The organism is Streptomyces sp. NPDC047841, from assembly GCF_040704085.1.
Classification (GTDB): domain Bacteria; phylum Actinomycetota; class Actinomycetes; order Streptomycetales; family Streptomycetaceae; genus Streptomyces; species Streptomyces argyrophylli.
The window spans coordinates 318,011-335,996 of the sequence record NZ_JBEYRP010000002.1 but is presented as its reverse complement, the minus strand read 5'-3'; the positions used below and the strand labels follow the sequence as shown (position 1 = coordinate 335,996).

13 protein-coding genes are annotated in these 17,986 nt (G+C 71.1%); 5 read left to right on the top strand and 8 right to left on the bottom strand.

Annotation, left to right across the window (positions count from 1 at the left end; translation table 11 throughout):
• Positions 1 to 228 precede the first annotated feature (228 nt).
• The 6 genes from AB0947_RS04080 to AB0947_RS04055 form a co-directional block, all read right to left on the bottom strand.
• Positions 229 to 1,068, bottom strand: coding sequence for a hypothetical protein (locus AB0947_RS04080; protein ID WP_366748670.1), 840 nt, complete (start codon positions 1,066 to 1,068; stop codon positions 229 to 231).
• A 208-nt stretch (positions 1,069 to 1,276) separates the two neighbouring features.
• On the bottom strand, positions 1,277 to 1,894 hold the full coding sequence (locus AB0947_RS04075) for an RNA polymerase sigma factor (protein WP_366748669.1): 618 nt from the start codon (positions 1,892 to 1,894) through the stop codon (positions 1,277 to 1,279).
• 137 nt (positions 1,895 to 2,031) lie between these two features.
• Entirely contained in the window at positions 2,032 to 2,445 is a 414-nt protein-coding gene (locus AB0947_RS04070) for a hypothetical protein (protein ID WP_366748668.1), read from the bottom strand.
• Positions 2,446 to 2,575: 130 nt separating this feature from the next.
• Positions 2,576 to 3,157, bottom strand: coding sequence for a hypothetical protein (locus AB0947_RS04065; protein ID WP_366748667.1), 582 nt, complete (start codon positions 3,155 to 3,157; stop codon positions 2,576 to 2,578).
• 118 nt (positions 3,158 to 3,275) lie between these two features.
• Positions 3,276 to 3,995, bottom strand: coding sequence for a DUF4328 domain-containing protein (locus tag AB0947_RS04060; RefSeq protein WP_366748666.1), 720 nt, complete (start codon positions 3,993 to 3,995; stop codon positions 3,276 to 3,278).
• A 144-nt stretch (positions 3,996 to 4,139) separates the two neighbouring features.
• On the bottom strand, positions 4,140 to 5,756 hold the full coding sequence (locus tag AB0947_RS04055; protein WP_366748801.1) for a glycoside hydrolase family 20 protein: 1,617 nt from the start codon (positions 5,754 to 5,756) through the stop codon (positions 4,140 to 4,142).
• A gap of 202 nt (positions 5,757 to 5,958) precedes the next feature.
• Here AB0947_RS04055 and AB0947_RS04050 point away from each other — a divergent pair, with 202 nt between their 5' ends.
• The 5 genes from AB0947_RS04050 to AB0947_RS04030 all read left to right on the top strand — a co-directional run bounded on the left by AB0947_RS04050 (position 5,959) and on the right by AB0947_RS04030 (position 10,147).
• Positions 5,959 to 6,534 (top strand): 2-oxo-4-hydroxy-4-carboxy-5-ureidoimidazoline decarboxylase, encoded by a 576-nt coding sequence (locus AB0947_RS04050; RefSeq protein WP_366748665.1) that lies wholly within the window; start codon positions 5,959 to 5,961, stop codon positions 6,532 to 6,534.
• 191 nt (positions 6,535 to 6,725) lie between these two features.
• Positions 6,726 to 7,106, top strand: a complete 381-nt coding sequence (sdhC, locus tag AB0947_RS04045; RefSeq protein ID WP_037856824.1) for a succinate dehydrogenase, cytochrome b556 subunit — start codon at positions 6,726 to 6,728, stop codon at positions 7,104 to 7,106.
• 5 nt (positions 7,107 to 7,111) lie between these two features.
• The gene (locus AB0947_RS04040; RefSeq protein ID WP_171153437.1) at positions 7,112 to 7,594 is read left to right on the top strand and encodes a succinate dehydrogenase hydrophobic membrane anchor subunit; all 483 of its coding nucleotides are present in this window, start codon (positions 7,112 to 7,114) and stop codon (positions 7,592 to 7,594) included.
• Positions 7,595 to 7,613: 19 nt separating this feature from the next.
• Positions 7,614 to 9,368 (top strand): succinate dehydrogenase flavoprotein subunit, encoded by a 1,755-nt coding sequence (gene sdhA / locus AB0947_RS04035; RefSeq protein WP_171153439.1) that lies wholly within the window; start codon positions 7,614 to 7,616, stop codon positions 9,366 to 9,368.
• Positions 9,368 to 10,147, top strand: a complete 780-nt coding sequence (locus tag AB0947_RS04030; RefSeq protein ID WP_366748664.1) for a succinate dehydrogenase iron-sulfur subunit — start codon at positions 9,368 to 9,370, stop codon at positions 10,145 to 10,147. Before sdhA ends, AB0947_RS04030 begins: the two co-directional genes overlap by 1 nt.
• Before the next feature lie 113 nt (positions 10,148 to 10,260).
• Here the strand turns inward: AB0947_RS04030 and AB0947_RS04025 are convergent, their stop codons facing one another.
• A complete protein-coding gene (locus tag AB0947_RS04025) occupies positions 10,261 to 10,731 on the bottom strand; it encodes a DUF1877 family protein (RefSeq protein ID WP_366748663.1) in 471 nt (156 codons plus the stop codon).
• Between the two features lie 30 nt (positions 10,732 to 10,761).
• Positions 10,762 to 17,496 (bottom strand): RHS repeat-associated core domain-containing protein, encoded by a 6,735-nt coding sequence (locus tag AB0947_RS04020; RefSeq protein WP_366748800.1) that lies wholly within the window; start codon positions 17,494 to 17,496, stop codon positions 10,762 to 10,764.
• Between the last annotated feature and the right edge of the window lie 490 nt (positions 17,497 to 17,986).

Genomic DNA, 17,986 nt, shown 5'->3' with positions numbered 1-17,986 from the left:
CCATGTCTGTAGAAGATGCAACTAACTCGTGACCGGTTTCGGATGTGCGCAGCGTGAGGCCGGGACGGGGTCGCGATGTGGCCGTGCTGTGGCGAGGTGTGACAGAAACCGCACCCGCGGCGCTGAAAGGAGTACGGGCCGCACGCGGCCCGTCCACGCGACGGCCGGGGCCTCTCCTGTGGGGGGTGGCGGCCCCGGCCGTTGCCTTGGTCGCGTGTCACGGGCACCTCACGGCTTTCCGCCGGAGGAGTCGCCGCCGGCCGCTCTGCCGCCGGCCGGCTTCCCGGCCGACGAGCTCCCCGCGGCCGCGTTCCCCCGGCCTCCGCCCTTGCTCTTCCCCTTGCCGGTGTCCTTGGCGGTGTTGCCGCTGTTGCCCCCGCTGCCTTTGCTGCCGTTGTTGCCGGAAGTCCCCGCGTGGCCGGGGTGCTCGCCCTGCCCGGCCTCCCTGCGGGCGGCGCAGTAGGCGGCGACCTTCTCCGGTCCCCCCGCCGCCGTGACGAGCCGCTGCCAGGCCGCCGCCTCCAGGGCGCCGCCGCGTTCCCCGGCCCGCGTGTAGGCACGGCAGTGGGAGAGGGCGTCCCGGGCGGTGGCCGGCCGGCCGGGGCGGTCCGTGGACGCGGTGGCCGAGGGCCCGGCCTCCGTGGCGCCGGCCGAGGCGGGCGGGGTGCTCGCCACCGGCCGCGCGGACCGCGGCGACCGGCTCCGGTCGTCGTGGTGCGTGCCGGACCCGGCCGAGCCGATGGCCGCGACGGCGACTCCGCCCAGCGTGAGGCTCGTCAGCGCGAGCGAGAGGGTGATCCGCAGCGAGCGGCGGGCGGCTGCCGGCCGGCCGGGCCGCCAGTCGTCCCGGGCGCGGGTCCGCGCGTCGTGCGCTCCCGCGTCGCGCGCGGCGCGGAACGCGGCGACGGCGCCGCGCTCGGCCTCGGCGTCGACGCGGCCGGCGCGCAGCGCGGCGGCGAACCGTGTCTCCAGCCCGGAGGCACCGCCCGGGTCCGGCGTGGCGAGGGCACCGCCGGGGTACGCACGCCGACGACCGGCCGGCCCGCCGCCGCTGTGCCGTTCACCCATGCCCGTTCCCGCCCTCACCCGGTCCACCCGGAACTCCGTACGCCGATCCGCCCCGCCCGCGCGCGGGGCCCCAGGCGCCCGCACCCGCCGGTCACCACGGCCCCGCGCCCGCCCGTGCCGGCCGGCCGTCACCGCCCCGCACCCGCGACGACGGGCTCCCGAAGCCGTTCGTCCCACCCCTGCATACGTGCCGCGCCCGCCGGTGCGTTCACCCCGGCTCACCCCGCGGCGGCGGATCCGTGTCCGGTGCGCCGTCCGCGCCCAGCTGGCGGGCCAGGCGGCGCAGGCCCCGGTACGCGGCCGTGCGGACGGCGCCGGGGCGTTTGCCGAGGACCCGGGCCGCGGCCGGGCCGTCGAGGCCGACGACCACCCGCAGCAGCACCGCCTCGGCCTGGTCCCGGGGCAGCGCGCGGACCAGGTCCAGCGCGCGTGCGGTGGAGAGCGACTCCAGGGCCTGGTCGTGGGTGCTGTGCCGGCCGGGCAGCTCCAGGGCGTCCTGCTCCAGCCGCGCCGCCCGGGGCCGTACGCGCTGCCGGCGCAGGTGGTCCAGCGCGCGGTGCCGGGCGATGGTCGCGGTCCAGCCGCGAAAGCCCGCGCCGTCGCCCCGGAACCGGCCGAGGTCGCGTGCGATCTCCAGCCAGGCCTCGGAGGCGACGTCCTCGGCGTCCTCGCCGACCAGGCCCCGCAGGTAGCCCAGCAGGCCGGGCTGCACGATCCGGTAGGCCACGGCGAACGCGGTCTCGTCGCCGTCCTGGGCCCGCGCGACGGCCGCGCCCAGCTCCCCGTCCCGCGGCTGCGGGCGGCGGGGTTCCCCTCCCTGGCCCAAGACCGTCCTCGTTCGTGCCGAGTTCCTGGCCACTGCGTGGCGCTTGCCTCACGGTGCGACACGCTCCGGCCGTGTCCCCGCCCTCCACGATCATCAGCGTCGGCCCCGACGGAAGTGTCACAGCCGGGCCGGACCGGTCAGCCGGGGGCGGTCGCGTCCCGGCACAGCAGCCGCAGCGAGCCGTGGCCGCCGTAGCAGCGGCGGGCCTCGTCGATGGGGTCCCACAGCCGGCCGTCGGGGGTGCGCAGCCAGTGCTCGCCGCCGGTCGCCCACCACTCGGCGCCGGTCTGGCGGACGATCACCTCGCCGGCGTAGGCGCCGAAGCCGCGCAGCACGCTCTCGACGGCCGCGTACGGTGGCTCCTCCCGCCGTATCTCCTCGATCATCCGGTCCACCCGCCACAGGCTCTGTGCCGAGTAGTCGAGCCGTACCCGCGCGCCCTCGCGCATGGTCGCCACCGCGTCCGCCGCCCACCGCGCGGGCCTGGCCGCGGCACTCGGCCTGGTCCCGTGCGGTGCCGCCGGGGACGGGGCCGTCGCATGGGCTGTCACCTGAGTCGTCACTTGGGCTGTCACATAGGGAAGAGCGAGCGGGGGCGGGGTTCCGTCACTGTCGTTCGAAACGTTTCTCCCGACGTTCGGCCAACCACCGCAGCACCACCCCACATCCGCCGCACCAGGATCACAGGCTCCCCTCACGTCCCGGCCCCGCGGCGCCGCGCGCCCGGCGCGAGACCACCGCGCGCAGCACCCGGCGCCCCTCCACCGATATCTCCAGCGCCCGGCGCAGCCCCTGGGGGCCGTGCCCGGCGAGGAGTTCGAGCACGGCGGCCTGGCGGCGCAGTTCGGCGACGACGAGCGGCGGCAGGCCCGCCGGGTCGCCCGCGCGCCCGGCGTCGGGGCCGTCCGGGGCCGGGTCGCCGTCGGCTGCGGGATCGAGCAGCCGGTGGACGCGCAGCGCGGCGACCGAGCAGGCGTCGGCCCAGGGCCGTACCGCGCCGGGCGTGCGCTCGGCCGGGGCCGACTCCAGCATGTGCCGGGTGAGCCGCGCGGCCTCGTCGGCGGCGGGGTCGGCGGGGCCGAGCGCGGTGCGGGCCCGGGCCAGGCCGGCGGACCAGTCGGAGTCGTCGGCGAGGTGGGCCCACAGCGGGCGCAGCAGTTCGTCGTCGCCTCCGAGCGACGGCAGGCATCGATCCAAACAAGCCAATCCGCTGGTGGCCAGTCCGCGTTCGTCGGCCTGCGCGATGAGTTCCACCAGGCTCATGAATGCCTCTCTCGCCAGGGCGCCGACCGGTACGGAGCCCGCACTGCCCCTTACTGCGTGCGACGGCGCGGGAGTGTCACAGCGAAGACTTTCAGCCAAAGAGGGCAGCGGCGGGTGGTCAGCCGGAGACGGGGACCGGCAGCTCGCCCGAGAACACCTTGCGCTCCTGCATACGGGTCAGCCGGACGACCACCACGATGGCGAGGACGGCCGCCGCGATGTCGATCGCGTCGGAGAACAGCGTCACCCGGGCGGCGTCGCGCAGTTCGGCCGCCGTCTCGGCGTTCCGGGACGTGGTGTACGCGTACCGGCCCGCGAGGAGGCTGATGATCCACAGCGTCCACCAGGCGTTGACCGGCGTGTGCCCGGACCGCGTGCCCCAGGGGGCGCTGGCGTCCCAGCTGTCGGCGACGATCCGGCGCGGGAACCAGAGGTTCACGACCGGGCAGAACCAGCCGCCGATCGTCCAGCCGCGCTTCATCCGGTGCCGGGAGGCGTCGAACACCTCGGCGTTCACCCGGACCCGCCACAGCCAGCACAGGTAGACGACCGTCGTGGCGACCAGCGCGGCCGTCTGGGAGACGCCGGCCACCGCGTAGAGGGCGTCCGCGCGGTCGGCCCGGTCGACGACGCCGGTCCCGGCGGCGCCGTCGGCGATGTCGCCGGTGACGTCGAGTTCCAGGAGGTCCGCGAAGCAGGCGAACAGGTCGGTGGCGATGACCAGCCCGAGCAGTACGGCGGTGGCGCGGGCGAGCACGGCCGGTGAGCGCAGCCAGGCGCCGCCGGGCGGGGCGGTGTACGGCGACGCGGGCATGGGCGCGGGCATGGGTGAGGTCATGAAGGAGTTCCCCCGGGAAGACGAGATCCGAGACGGCACGGCTCTCCCCGAGCCGGCGCGTGCGTACGGCTGCCGACGCGCGTGCGATCACGCGAGCGGACACCGGAACATACGGCCGGACGCCGCCGTGCGTCCACTCGGTTCTCAGCCCAGCCGGTCCGCCAGACTCCTGAAGTCCGCCCAGGACAGCGCGGGTGTGCCCGGGTCCCAGAGCTTCTGCGCGGTGGCCCGCAGCGGCATCCGGATGCCGGCGGCGACCTGTGCCTCCGTCTGCGCGTGCGGGAAGTCGGACCAGACCGCGAAGGAGCCGCCGAGGATCTGCCCGTCGTAGCGCTCCGGCACGGCGGTCGTGCCGCGCAGCACGCGCGGGTTCCACTGCTCGTAGATCCGCTGTCCGGTCGGGTAGACGAAGGTCTGCGGCTGTCCGAGCACGTAGTAGAGGAACTCGTCGTTGTAGTTGAGCACCTTCCGTCCCGCGCTCAGGTACTCCACGGGTTGCCGGGCGCCGATCTCCTTGCCGGTCCAATAGGCGACCTGGATGTCCGGGCCGGGCCGCACGGAGGTGTTCCGGTAGAAGCCGTCGTTCCAGGCGCGGACGGTCCGGTCGTGGGCGCGGACGGTGGCGGCGCGATCGTCGAGCCAGCCGGTGGCGAGGTCAGCGACGGTCGCGCCGGCGCCGAAGGTTCGCCGCGCCGCGGCGGCCAGCTGCGGGTAGGAGGTCTGCGGGTCACGGACGGTCAGCGCCTGGTACTCGTCCCCGCCCAGGTGCCACCGGCCGCCGGTGAAGAGCCCGGCGTACTCGTCGAGCAGGTCGTCGACGATCCGCGCGGCGGCGTCCTTGGAGATGTCGACGGCGCCCCGCGTCGCCGCGCCGCTCGCGTTGCGCAGCTGGAGGTCCGGGTGGGCGGCGATGACGGCGCCCAGGTGCCCCGGCGAGTCGATCTCGGGGACGACGGTGATGTGCCGGCTGTCCGCCAGCGCGACGATCTTCCGGACCTGGGCCTTGGTCAGGTGGTCCTTGGAGACGATCTCGGGGTGGCTGTCGGACGCGATCCGGAAGGCCTGGTCGTCGGAGAAGTGCAGGCCCAGCTCGTTGAACTTCAGGTCGCCCAGCTCGCGTATCCGGTCCTCGATCCAGGTCTCGCCGTACGGCTTGCGCGCGATGTCCAGCATGAACCCGCGCACCGGCTTGGCGGGCTCGTCCCGTACGACGCCCTCGGGTGCCGTACCGCCGTCGTGGACCTCCTGCTTCAGGGTGCGGGTGCCGTAGAACACGCCGGCCTCGCCGGGCCCGCTGATGTCGACCCGCCCACCGCGGACGGTCATGGTGTACGACTCCTCGCCGCCGCCCCCGCCGCCGAGCGCCAGCCGCAGGTCGCCCGCCCGTACGTCGTCCCGCTCCCCCGCGTAGCGCAGCCCCAGCTCCCCGGCTATGAGCCGTCCCTCGTCGGCGAGCTCGGGGTCGCTCACCACCACCCGCCCGCCAGGCCCCGGTGTCCAGCCGGGTCCGGGCGCCGGGGCGTGGGAGCGCACCGCGGGTATCGTGCGCGGCGCCCGCGACAGCGGATAGGAGCGGCTCGGGCTGGGACTCGCCGACGGTGTGCCCGGATCGCCGGTGCCGGCCACCCGCCCGGACGACGACTGCCGCGCGCCCGCGTCCGGCCGTCCGCCGCCCCCGTCCGAGGCGGCCCACACGCCGACGCCCGTGCCGAGCGCGATGGTCCCGACGAACGCGGCGGCCACCACCGCCCGCTTCCGCATCACCTGCCGCGCCGGACCGCCCCGGCGCCTGTGCCTGTGCTGGATCACCCTGCCAACGTACGACCGATCGACCGCCCAGCTGTCATCCAAGCGTTCTGAAACTCTCCCGTCCGGGTGAATTTCAGGCATCCCTCGGACACAGCGTGACCACTCTCGATAACCTGAGGCCACACTTTTCACAGCATCCCCTGCCACACCACCCGTGACGCGAGGACCCACGCTGCCCGCCCACCGCCTGCCGTATCTCCCCACACCCCTCGACGCCTTCAACACCGCGCCCGCGGACGAGGCCCGCGCCCTCCTCCTGCACTGCCTGCACAGCCTGCGCTGGTCGCGCCGGATCGCCGACCACCGCCCCTACCCGGACCTGGACGCCCTGCTGGCCGCCGCGGACGAGGCGGCGTACGACCTCTCCCCCGGCGATCTGGCCGAGGCCCTGGCCGGCGAGTCCCTCCCCGAGCTTCCCGAGGACACCTACTCGGCGGCCCACATGGCCCTGGGCGCCGCGCACGCCGCGTACGAGGCCCGATTCGGACACGCGTTCGTCATCTACCCGGGCGACGTCGCGCCGGACGAGGTCATCGACCACATCCTCGAAGCGATCCGGTCACGATTGGCGAACGATCCCGAGGAAGAACGGGTGGTGGCGGCGGACGAGCTCCGCCGCCTCGCACGGGGCCGGCTGCTGGCCCTGCTCAGCGGCGCGGGGCGCTGTTCGATTTGTGGTTGCCGCCATATGGCCGCGACCAGCACAAACACCCCCGCACCCGGCAAATGACAGTCGAACCCGCCCCGCCGGCGGCCCCCGCTAGCCCAACCGCGTGCCACTTTGATCACACCGGTAGGCCCCCCGTAAGCAGCACGGCGGCACGTGGATACCATGCAGAGGGCCGGTGGACCGTACCCGGCCGGGCCCGACCGACAGTGAAGCCGGCGCGGCCCTAGTCCCCGCTCCCGGAGGGTTCTTCCGTGCCGGCTGGAACGCTGTACCGCGGCCGGGAAGGAATGTGGTCCTGGGTGGCTCACCGAGTCACCGGCGTCCTCATCTTCTTCTTCCTGTTCGTTCACGTGCTGGACACCGCTCTCGTGCGTGTCTCCCCCGAGGACTACGACAAGGTCGTAGCCACGTACAAGACGCCGATCGTCGCGCTGCTGGAGTACGGCCTCGTCGCCGCCATCCTCTTCCACGCGCTCAACGGTCTGCGCGTCATCGCCGTCGACTTCTGGTCGAAGGGCCCGCGCTACCAGAAGCAGATGTTCTGGACCGTGATGGGTGTCTGGATCGTCCTGATGGCCGGGGCGATCTACCCGGTCCTCGGCCACGCCGCCCGTGTTCTCTTTGGGAGCTGACGCCGATGTCCACCACTGAAACCACCGCGTCCGGAGTCGGCCCCGTCGAGGGCGCCCCCGTCTACACCGTCGACAACCCGGCCCCGCTGATCGAGGCGCCGCGCAAGCGGACCAAGAAGTCCCCGAAGTCGACCCGGGGCAACTTCGAGCTGGCGGCCTGGCTGTTCATGCGCCTGTCCGGCATCGTCCTGGTCGTCCTCGTCCTCGGCCACCTGCTGATCCAGCTCGTGCTGGACGGCGGCGTCTCCAAGATCGGCTTCGCCTTCGTGGCCGGCCGCTGGGCGTCCCCATTCTGGCAGGTCTGGGACCTGCTGATGCTGTGGCTCGCGATGCTGCACGGCGCCAACGGCCTGCGCACGATCATCAACGACTACGCGGAGCGCCCGAACAGCCGGCTGTGGCTGAAGGGCCTGCTCTACACCGCCACGGTGTTCACCATCCTGCTGGGCACGCTGGTGATCTTCACCTTCGACCCGAACATCCGCTAGGCACGGGGCTGCGAGAAACATGAAGATCCACAAGTACGACACCGTCATCGTCGGCGCCGGCGGCGCGGGCATGCGTGCCGCCATCGAGGCGACGAAGCGCAGCCGCACCGCGGTCCTGACCAAGCTCTACCCCACCCGCTCCCACACGGGCGCCGCGCAGGGCGGCATGGCCGCCGCGCTGGCCAACGTGGAGGAGGACAACTGGGAGTGGCACACCTTCGACACGGTCAAGGGCGGTGACTACCTGGTCGACCAGGACGCCGCCGAGATCCTGGCGAAGGAGGCCATCGACGCCGTCCTCGACCTGGAGAAGATGGGCCTGCCGTTCAACCGGACGCCGAACGGCACCATCGACCAGCGCCGCTTCGGCGGTCACAGCCGCAACCACGGCGAGGCCCCGGTCCGCCGGTCCTGCTACGCCGCGGACCGCACCGGCCACATGATCCTCCAGACGCTGTACCAGAACTGCGTCAAGGAGGGCGTGGAGTTCTTCAACGAGTTCTACGTCCTGGACCAGCTGATCACCGAGGTCGACGGCGTCAAGCGGTCGGCCGGCGTGGTGGCCTACGAACTCGCCACCGGTGAGATCCACGTCTTCCAGGCCAAGGCCGTCATCTACGCCTCCGGCGGCACCGGCAAGTTCTTCAAGGTGACGTCGAACGCCCACACGCTGACCGGTGACGGCCAGGCGGCGGTCTACCGGCGCGGCCTGCCGCTGGAGGACATGGAGTTCTTCCAGTTCCACCCGACCGGCATCTGGCGCATGGGCATCCTGCTCACCGAGGGCGCCCGCGGTGAGGGCGGCATCCTGCGCAACAAGGACGGCGAGCGCTTCATGGAGAAGTACGCTCCCGTCATGAAGGACCTGGCGTCCCGCGACGTCGTGTCCCGCTCCATCTACACGGAGATCCGCGAGGGCCGTGGCTGTGGTCCCGAGGGCGACCACGTCTACCTGGACCTGACCCACCTGCCGCCGGAGCAGCTGGACGCCAAGCTGCCGGACATCACCGAGTTCGCGCGGACCTACCTCGGCATCGAGCCGTACACGGACCCGATCCCGATCCAGCCGACCGCGCACTACGCGATGGGCGGCATCCCGACGAACGTGATGGGCGAGGTCCTGGCGGACAACACCACGGTCGTCCCGGGCCTGTACGCGGCCGGCGAGGTCGCCTGCGTGTCCGTGCACGGCGCCAACCGGCTCGGCACCAACTCGCTGCTGGACATCAACGTCTTCGGCCGCCGCGCCGGCATCGCCGCCGCCGAGTACTCGGCGAAGGCCGACTACGTCGAGCTGCCCGACGCCCCGGAGTCCTTCGTCGTCGAGCAGATCGAGCGGCTGCGCACCTCCACCGGCAACGAGCGGGTGGCGACGATCCGCCGCGAGCTGCAGGAGACCATGGACGCCAACGTCATGGTGTTCCGCACCGAGCAGACGATCAAGACGGCGGTCGAGAAGATCGCCGAGCTCAAGGAGCGCTACAGGAACGTGGCGATCCAGGACAAGGGCAAGCGTTTCAACACGGACCTGCTGGAGGCGATCGAGCTGGGCAACCTGCTCGACCTGGCCGAGGTCATGGCGGTGTCGGCCCTCGCCCGCAAGGAGTCCCGCGGTGGTCACTACCGCGAGGACTACCCGAACCGCGACGACGTCAACTTCATGCGCCACACCATGGCGTACCGCGAGGTCGGCGCCGACGGCTCGGAAACCGTCCGTCTCGACTACAAGCCGGTCGTCCAGACCCGCTACCAGCCGATGGAGCGTAAGTACTGATGGCTACCCCTGTTCTGGACAAGGCGGACGCGGCCGGCCAGCCCGAGCCCGGCTTCGCCGACTCCCCCTACATCACGGTCACCTTCCGTGTCCGCCGGTTCAACCCGGAGGTCGCGGCGGAGGCCACCTGGGAAGACTTCCAGCTGGAGATCGACCCCAAGGAGCGGGTCCTCGACGGCCTCCACAAGATCAAGTGGGACGTCGACGGCACCCTCACCTTCCGCCGCTCGTGCGCGCACGGCATCTGCGGCTCGGACGCGATGCGGATCAACGGCAAGAACCGCCTTGCCTGCAAGACGCTGATCAAGGACATCAACCCCGAGAAGCCGATCACGGTCGAGCCCATCAAGGGCCTGACGGTCCTGAAGGACCTGGTCGTGGACATGGAGCCGTTCTTCCAGGCGTACCGGGACGTCATGCCGTTCCTGGTCGTCAAGGAGACGAACGAGCCCACCCGGGAGCGCTACCAGTCCCCGGAGGACCGCGAGCGCTTCGACGACACCACGAAGTGCATCCTGTGCGCGGCCTGCACCTCGTCCTGCCCGGTGTTCTGGAACGACGGCCAGTACTTCGGTCCGGCCGCGATCGTGAACGCCCACCGCTTCATCTTCGACTCGCGTGACGAGGCCGGCGAGCAGCGGCTGGAGATCCTCAACGACCGTGATGGCGTGTGGCGTTGCCGCACGACCTTCAACTGCACGGACGCCTGCCCGCGCGGCATCGAGGTCACGAAGGCGATCCAGGAAGTCAAGCGCGCGCTGATCACGCGCCGCTACTGAGCCACGGACACGCCTGAGCTACGGCCCCGCCCCCGGTTCCGCACCGGGGGCGGGGCCCTTGTCGTCGCGGGGCGAGTGCCGTCCTGGCCGGTCCGCCGCCGTTCTTCCCCGCCTCAGCCCTGGAACACCTGGGCCACGGCCAGGCCCTGGCCGGCGGCGAGCCGGTAGACGGCACGCAGTTCTTCCAGACAGTCGCGCAGGCCGTCCTCGTAACCCTCGGGGATGTCGCCTCCCCGGAACATCGGCGACAGCACCGCCGGCGCCGCGCGCATGACGTCGTCCAGGTCGATTCCGGAGAGGGTGCCGTCCACCCGGGTCACCTCGTCCGGCGTCAGGGACAGGCACACCGTCCCGACGCCGTCGTCACCCACCAGACGTCCGCCCGAGATCATCAGTTCCGCCAGGTCTGCGGTGTCCGCCCGCTCCAGCATCTGCCGCAGGACGTCTCCGTCCTCCCCCAGGTCGCACAGGGGAGCCGATGGATCGTCCTCGGACCGCTCCTCCAGGTCGTAGAACCGTGCGACGACCGTGTCGAATCCGGCGGCGATCTCTCCCTCCGGAAGAGGGAAGAGGGAGACGTTCATAATGCTGCGGAACCTTTCGGCCGAAGGGGTTCAGTAGCTTACCAGCGGGCCCGAAAGCCCCGGCAGCAGCGGAGAACTGTCGGTGCCGCCGTAGTCCCAGGGGCTCTTGGACCAGTCGTGGTTCGTCACGTTGTCGTGGTACCAGCCCTTCCAGCCTTCCCAGCCGTCCGACAACTTCTTGTACCACGGCTCCTTTTCGTGAACGGGCACCCTGACCGGCGGCGGGTTCTTGTCGGGTCCGCCGTCGCGGTTGGTGCGCTTCGTCTTGTAGGCGATGACCCCTTCGCTCTTCACCGACGGGAACGCGTCCACCCATTCGTCCGGCTTGAACAGGTTGGGTCCCTTCAGCGGCATCATGTCGAAGCCGATCTTCACGGTCATCTGCTTGGTCTTGGGATTGCTGTCCAGCTTCTCCTGGAGGGTCTTCACATATTTCTTGACCTCTGCGTCACCGTCCTTTTCGACCTTTCCGCCGAAATTCTTCACGTCCCAGACGTAGACGGTGTCGTCCGTCCAGTAGGAAAGGTCGATCCAGCCGTTCTTGGTCTTGTTCCCCACCTTGATACGGACGTGGTTCTGCGAGTCGCGGAATCCCCTGGTCTGCTGGAGGTCGACATACACCTTGCCGCCGCCCCGGGGCTGCACGAAGTTCAGCCACACCTGGTACATGATGATCGTGGTGTCGTGCGCCTTGGTGTACCGCTCCCGGATGATCTGGTCCTTGCGCTTCTTCTCCTGCTGGGCGTGGAGGGACTCCTCCTTCACGAGGTCCCGCAGCCCGGTCGGGTCACTCTGCGACACCGGGCTGTTGTGGCTGTACGCGTAGCCGTTGGCCTGAAGGGGGTCGGCGATGTCCACCACCGGGTCGGCGGACAGGAAGCGGCCGGAGCTCTGGTCGTACTCGCGGGCGCCCAGGTGGGTGAGACCGGTGGCCGCGTCGTCTATGCCCACGCCGAGGTAGCCGCGCCTGTTGGGCCAGACGGCCGGTCTGGCCCCGCGGGTCTCGCCGTACGGCTTGAACGCGCGGCGGGTGACCGGCTGGGTGGCGGACAGTTCGACGCTGGTGGTCGCCGTGCCCACCTGGTCGGCGATCAGCACGTTCAGCTTGTGGCCGCTCGTGGAGCCGTTCGTCGTGGTACGGACCACCGTGGGGGCGCCCGCCTGCTGGTAGGCGCGCGAGGCCAGGGTGATCGTCCCGGTCGCGTTCGTGGTCAGCTCCGTCTCGCCCAGGTAGAGGGTCGAGCCGGAGGGGGAGTTCTCCAGCAGGCGGTTGCCGTCGGCGTCGTAGACGTACGTCGTCTTCCGGCCGTCGTCGGTGATGTTGTCGAGCTTGTTGTCGGGAGTCCAGACCAGGTGCTGGGTGGTGGTGGCGAGGTCCCGCAGCTCGGTGTTGCCGCTGTCGTCGTAGGTGTAGACGCTGCCCTTGCCGGACGGGCTGGAGGCGATGCTCGTGACGGTGTGCGGCTGCTTCAGGTAGGCCGGCGTGGTGCCGTTCGCGGCGACCGTCTTGCCGTAACGGTAGGTGTACGACACGTTCTTCGACGCGTCCGCCGTGTCGAAGTCGGTCATGGTGGCGCGGTTGCCGAGCCAGTCGAAGGTGAAGGACTGGCGGTAGGCGGTGGCGCCGGTCGAGAGCGTGGCGGTGTCGGGGGCGGTGGCCGCGAGGCTCGCGGACAGGGCGCTGTCAGGGCTGGTGGTGTCGCCGGCCTCGTCCGGGGCGTCGGCGACGGGCCCGGAGGATGCGGCGTAGTCGTCGCGGTAGCCCCAGGTGGTGCCGCCCGCCGACTTGCAGCCGGTGCCGTCGCGGCCGGGCGTGAGGCTGGACGTCCAGGCGTGGACCAGCTCGCCGAGCACGTCGTAGGTGAAGCACTGGTTGTCCCAGGTGTCGCCGGTCGCCTCGCTCAGCTTGCGGGCGTTGGAGGTGATGGTGCCCGAGACGTCGTAGGAGTAGTAGCTGTCGGTGGTGTGCCGGGGGCCGGCGCTCTCCAGGTCGGTGACCGTTCGCTGGAGACGGCCCGTGTGCGGGTCGACGAAGTTGGTCGTCCACACGCGGGACGGCTGGGAGCCGGAGACGACCCGCAGGGGCTCGCCGTACGGCGAGTACGTGACGTCGGAGGCGTACCAGGACAGGCCCGAGGTCGACTCCGCGAGTCCGTCGGAGTCGTAGCGGGTGACGACCTTCTCCTTGGCCAGGCCGCCGGCGGCGGGCAGCGTGACGGTCTGCCGCTTGCCGGTCGGGGTGTAGGTGTAGGCGTAGGAGTAGGTGCCGGCCAGGCCGGTGGTCATCGAGTTGGCGGGGATGACCGTCTCGGCGCCGGTGGGGTTGTAGAGGGCGTCGTAGCCGGTGATCCGATTGACGTAGTCGCCGGTGCCGGTGTGCCGGATGGAGGCGGACAGCTTGCCGATGCCGCCCGGCGCGTCGTCGTACTGGTACTCCCGGACCGGGGTGGAGGTGGCCGAGCCCTCCCGGACGTAGCGCACCCGGCCGAGCGGATCGTATTCGGTGAAGGTGTCCTGCGAGCGGGCGTTCTGCGTCCGCTCGGGCCGGTCCGCGCTGTCGTACCAGGTCCTCGTCGTCCCCGTGTCGGGGTCGGTGCTGGAGGTGAGCCGGCCGCGGGCGTCGTAGGCGTACGACCAGACGTTCCCCGCGGGATCGGTCACCGTGCTGCGGTAGCCCCGGGCGTCGTACGCGTAGCGCGTCGTGCGGCCGGACTCGGCGGAGGAGGAGTTCCTGGTGTAGTGCTTGACGGCGGTGACCCGGCCGAGGGCGTCGAAGGACGTGAGCGTGGTGGGCGTGGTGGATCCCGGAGGGTTCACCCAGGTGCTGGTGAAGTCGTGGTCGGTGTAGGTGGCGTACTTGTAGTCGCCGGCCTGGTACACCGATGCACGGACCTCGCGCTCCATGCCGTCGTAGCGGTGCTTGACGTAGCTGGGGATCGCCGCCTTGGACCGTGAGGCGAACAGCTGCGGCTCCGGGTCTCCCGCGGCGAGATAGGGATTGGTCCCCTCGTCCACGAGGCCGTGGTCGTCGAAGGTGGTGTCCACGACGATCCGGCCGGGGCCGTGCGCCTCGGTCTGGGTCTGGACGACGCGCAGCAGACCGTCGTAGAGGGTGATCTGGCTGGCGTACGTGCCGTCGTCCTTGAGCGTCTTGAAGGTGACGGCGGCGGGCCGGTTCTCCTTCTTCGTGGCGACGGCCGGCTGGTAGCCGACCATGACGTCCGGGGACTGGCTGCCGGAGGAGCGGGCCGCGGACCAGCCCTTGACGAGCCGGCCGAGGCCGTCGTACTCGGTCCGTCCGACCCGGCCGTTGGGGTCGGTGACCGTGAGCGGCAGGGTGCGGCCCGGATCGTAGGTCGTCGTGGTGGCCTGCTGCCGGGCGTTGATCGTCTTGATCGCGGTGACCGGGCCGCCGGTCTCGGGCGTGTACTGGGTCTCCTCCGTGCCCACGCCCGGCTTGGTGACCGTGCGCACCCGTCCGAGGTCGTCGTACGTCGTGTCGGTGACGACGGAGTACGAGGTGCCCGCGCCGTCGGTCTCGGCCACCGAGGTGACCCTGCCCCTGGTCGGCGTGGCGCCGTACGCGAGTCCGTCGTAGCTGGTCCGCGTGGCCGACTTCAGCTCGGTGGCGGGATCGGCGTTCGCGTAGCCGGCGCACGAGGTGCCGGTGCTGCGCTGCTCCTTGGGCAGGCCGATCAGCCAGGCGGTCGTGTTGTGGACGTACGAAGTCACGCTGCACGTCTGGTCGGAGAGTGTCTCGCCACCGCTTCCGTTCGGCTTGGCGACGGCCGTCTCGACCTGGAGGGGCAGGCCGTAGGTGCCGTCGACGGTGGTGCGGGTGCGCACCGTCCGCGTGCCGCCGTCGTCGTCGACGGTCTGGATGTCGTCCGTGCGCTCGACGCCCGTGCGGTAGGCGACGAGGGGTTGCGCGTCGGTCCCGTCCTCGTTCTCCCGGGCGCGCGAGGCGATCTGCCTGGACCAGGGGAAGTTCAGCGTGCGCCGGACGACGGGGCCCGCTGAGTCGCGGTAGGTGATGGTCTCCGCGGCCATGCCCGCGTACTGGGGTGCGTCGTCGGCGAGCAGCGTGTACTGCTTCCCGGAATCCTTGACCTCGCCGCCCGTGCCCTGGAAGTAACGGGTCACCGAGTACGACTGGGAGTTGACCTCGCCCGGTCCGGGGACGGACTTGCTGCCCTTGGTGACCGAGACCTGCCGGTAGCCGCGCCAGTCGCTGTACGTGCGCAGGGCGCTCCGGGTGAACTCGTCGTCGCTCCTGGCCCAGGCGGGGCCGTCGTAGGCGTACTTGGTGACGACGGGTTTCCCGTGTGAGGTGACCTTGTCGGTCTCGGTCACCGAGGCCACGACGTACTTGTTGAACCAGGCCTTGGCGGGCGTCTTCTCGTCGCCGTCCGGTGACCAGCGCACCGGGTAGCAGGTGCCGTTGGCCTTGCCCTTGTCCTCGGCGGGCTCGCTCCGGCAGCCTCCGGTGTACTCGACCTCGATGTCACCGCCGTACTCGGTGGAGACGGTGCCGATGCGCGGGCGGGTGAAGCCGGGTCGTTGATCGTTCCTGCCGGAGAGCACCAGGTTGGGCAGCTGCCGGTCCTTCAGCCAGCTCCGCAGGGGCGAGGCCGATCCCACGGTGTAGGGGGCGAAGCTGACGCCCTCCTCGGACTGCGGGGTGCCGGTGGTGTCGCCGGGGCCGTAACCGGTGCGGGTGACGGAGTCCAGCCACAGGCCGGGCGAGGTGTCGTACCAGTCCTCCGGGAAGGACTGGTGAAGGGTGTAGGTGTCCACCTTGCCCAGACCCTGCTGGCCGGCGCGGGCGGCCTTGGTGGTGATGGTGTCCAGGCGCAGCTGGGTCCAGAAGGACGGGAAGGCGGGGCAGAGCTTGGAGGTGGACTTGCAGTTGAGGTTGCCGGGGGTGTCCCACCAGGGCCGGTAGGCGCCCGGGTCGCCGGTCTTGCCGAAGTTGGCGGGGTCGCAGGCGGTCGTGGACTTCAGGCAGCGCTGCGCGGTGCCGAACTCGACGACGGCGGACGGCTTGGTGAGGCTGTCCGGGCGCATGCCGTACTCGATCGAGACCGGGTACTGCGCGCGGTCGTACGCCTCGGGCGTCTTGAACTTCTTGCGGACGGCGTAGTAGTTCGTCTCCTGCTTGTAGTTGACGATCATCGTGTTGCCGTTGACGTCGACGACCTTGTCCAGGCCCCAGCGCCATGCCTGCTGCTTGCCGGCACCGCAGCGCGACTCCGCGAAGGTGTCCGCGTGGCACGGCTCGCCGGGGTGGTTGCCGAAGACGGGCACGGTCGAGACCGAGTCGCTGTCGGCGTGCCCGCCACCGACCTGGTCGAGGCCGTAGTAGTACTGCGTGCCGTCGACGGTGGTGACCACCCAGTACTCACCGTTGTTGTCGTCGTTGCCACCGCCCACGCGGTGTTCGACGCGGGTGCCGTTGTCCTCCTGGAGGTGGTAGATCTCGGTGGACTTCTCGGGGTCGGCGCCGGAGCTCGCGTCCCGGACCAGTTCCGTCGTCCTGCCGCCCAGTGACATCACGGCGTTGTACGACACCCAGCACAGGTCGGACGTCTTGTCCTTCTTGGCCGTGTTGTTCGGGGTGCCGGCGTTCAGCTTCTTGCGGTCGTCCTCACAGGACCGGTACCGGCGTTCGATGTAGCCGGGGTCGTAGTTCCACCCCTCGCCGATCCAGGAGGCCTGACCGGAGGAGACGGCCGTCCGGCCGTCGACCGCTTGGGAGTTGTAGTCGAGCGAGATGTCGGGTGCGGGGCCGGCCGGCGGGCTGGGCACGGTCACCGGGTAGGACCAGGTGAACGCGCCCGACGGGCCGCCCGCCTCCCACTTGCCGTCGGAGGCCAACGGGGTGGCCTTGAAGGAGCCGCCGGCACCGCCGCCGGAGTCGACGGCCGCGACGACCGCCGTACCGGGGCCGGTCGCCACCGGGGTCACCGACGCGGTCCGGCGGTAGGCCGCCTGGACCGCTCCGGCTCCGCCGGACGGGGCGGGCTGCGCCACTGCCGGCGTCACGTCCGCGCCGGCCGCCGGATCGACGGTGGCCGTCAGAGACGTGGTCGCCGTGTCGTTGGACGTCTCCAGCTCCTCGTACTGCTGGCACGCCTCGTCGTCAGGGGTGGTCAGGTAGCAGTCGGGGAACTGGACGAGCCGCAGTCGGGTGGCCCAGTCGGCCCCGTAGAGACTCCTGAACTTCGAGTAGTCGAGCTTCAGCGAGACGGGCACCGCACCGGTGTCGGGCGCCCGCACCACCATGACGGTGCCGTCGATTCCCTGGCTGACGCCGCCTGCGCGGTCCGGGATGTCGACGTGCCACACACCGGTCGGCCTGGGTTGGTCCGCCGCCTGCCCCAGGCTGACCGGCACGTTCGGGACCGGGGTGAGCGCCGCCTGGCCGGCCGTCGCCACGGCGTTCCGCGCCGAGGGCTGTGTCGCCGGCCCGGCGCCGAAGTCGACCTGACCCGTCAGCAGGGAGGGCGGGGAGACCGTGTTGTCCGGAACGGTCAGCTGCTCCTGGGGCAGGTCCACCCGCAGGGTGGCCACCTTGGGCTTGACCGACTTCCCGAGCAGGGGCTGGTCCTGCTCCAGCGCCTCCAGATCCACCGTCTCGCGCCCGGCCTCCGCCTTCGCGGGGTCCGGCGGCAGCGCCAGCGCTCGTGCGGGCAGCAGGCCGACGAGGAGTGCCGCGGCGAGGAGCGGCACCGCGGTGCGCGCGTGGCGGCCCCGGCGCGCCATCACGGATCGATCGAACACGGCAGAGTCCCCCCGGACCACTGGAAGCGGGACCGGAGTCGGACCACGCGTGACGACGTATCAAACAGCGCAGATTCTGTGATCACCCTGTGAGTGAAAACCAGTCATGTAAAGGCGATGTGAGCATGGTCACGAGGCGTAACGCCTCGCTACGCACCGAACAGGGGTCAATCCCAGAAAATGCCGCCGGCCGGGAGCGGACGGACCCTTGCGAGTTATGGGTCACAGCGTCACCCGCTCCCCCAAAACGGCCTCCGTTTTCGGGCGGATCAGGGAGCTTTGACCGACTCACGGCCGGGGACGTGCGGTACCGACGCGGTTGCCTCACGCCCGCTCCGGAGCGGAGTGACGCCGGGCCGGGCACGCGCGTCCCACGGTCACCAGGTGACGACAGTTTGCTTTTAGGTCATCATCGGCTCGCCCAGCCCGCGCCCTGTCGCGCGCCGGCATCGGGGAAACGAGGGGGAAGGGG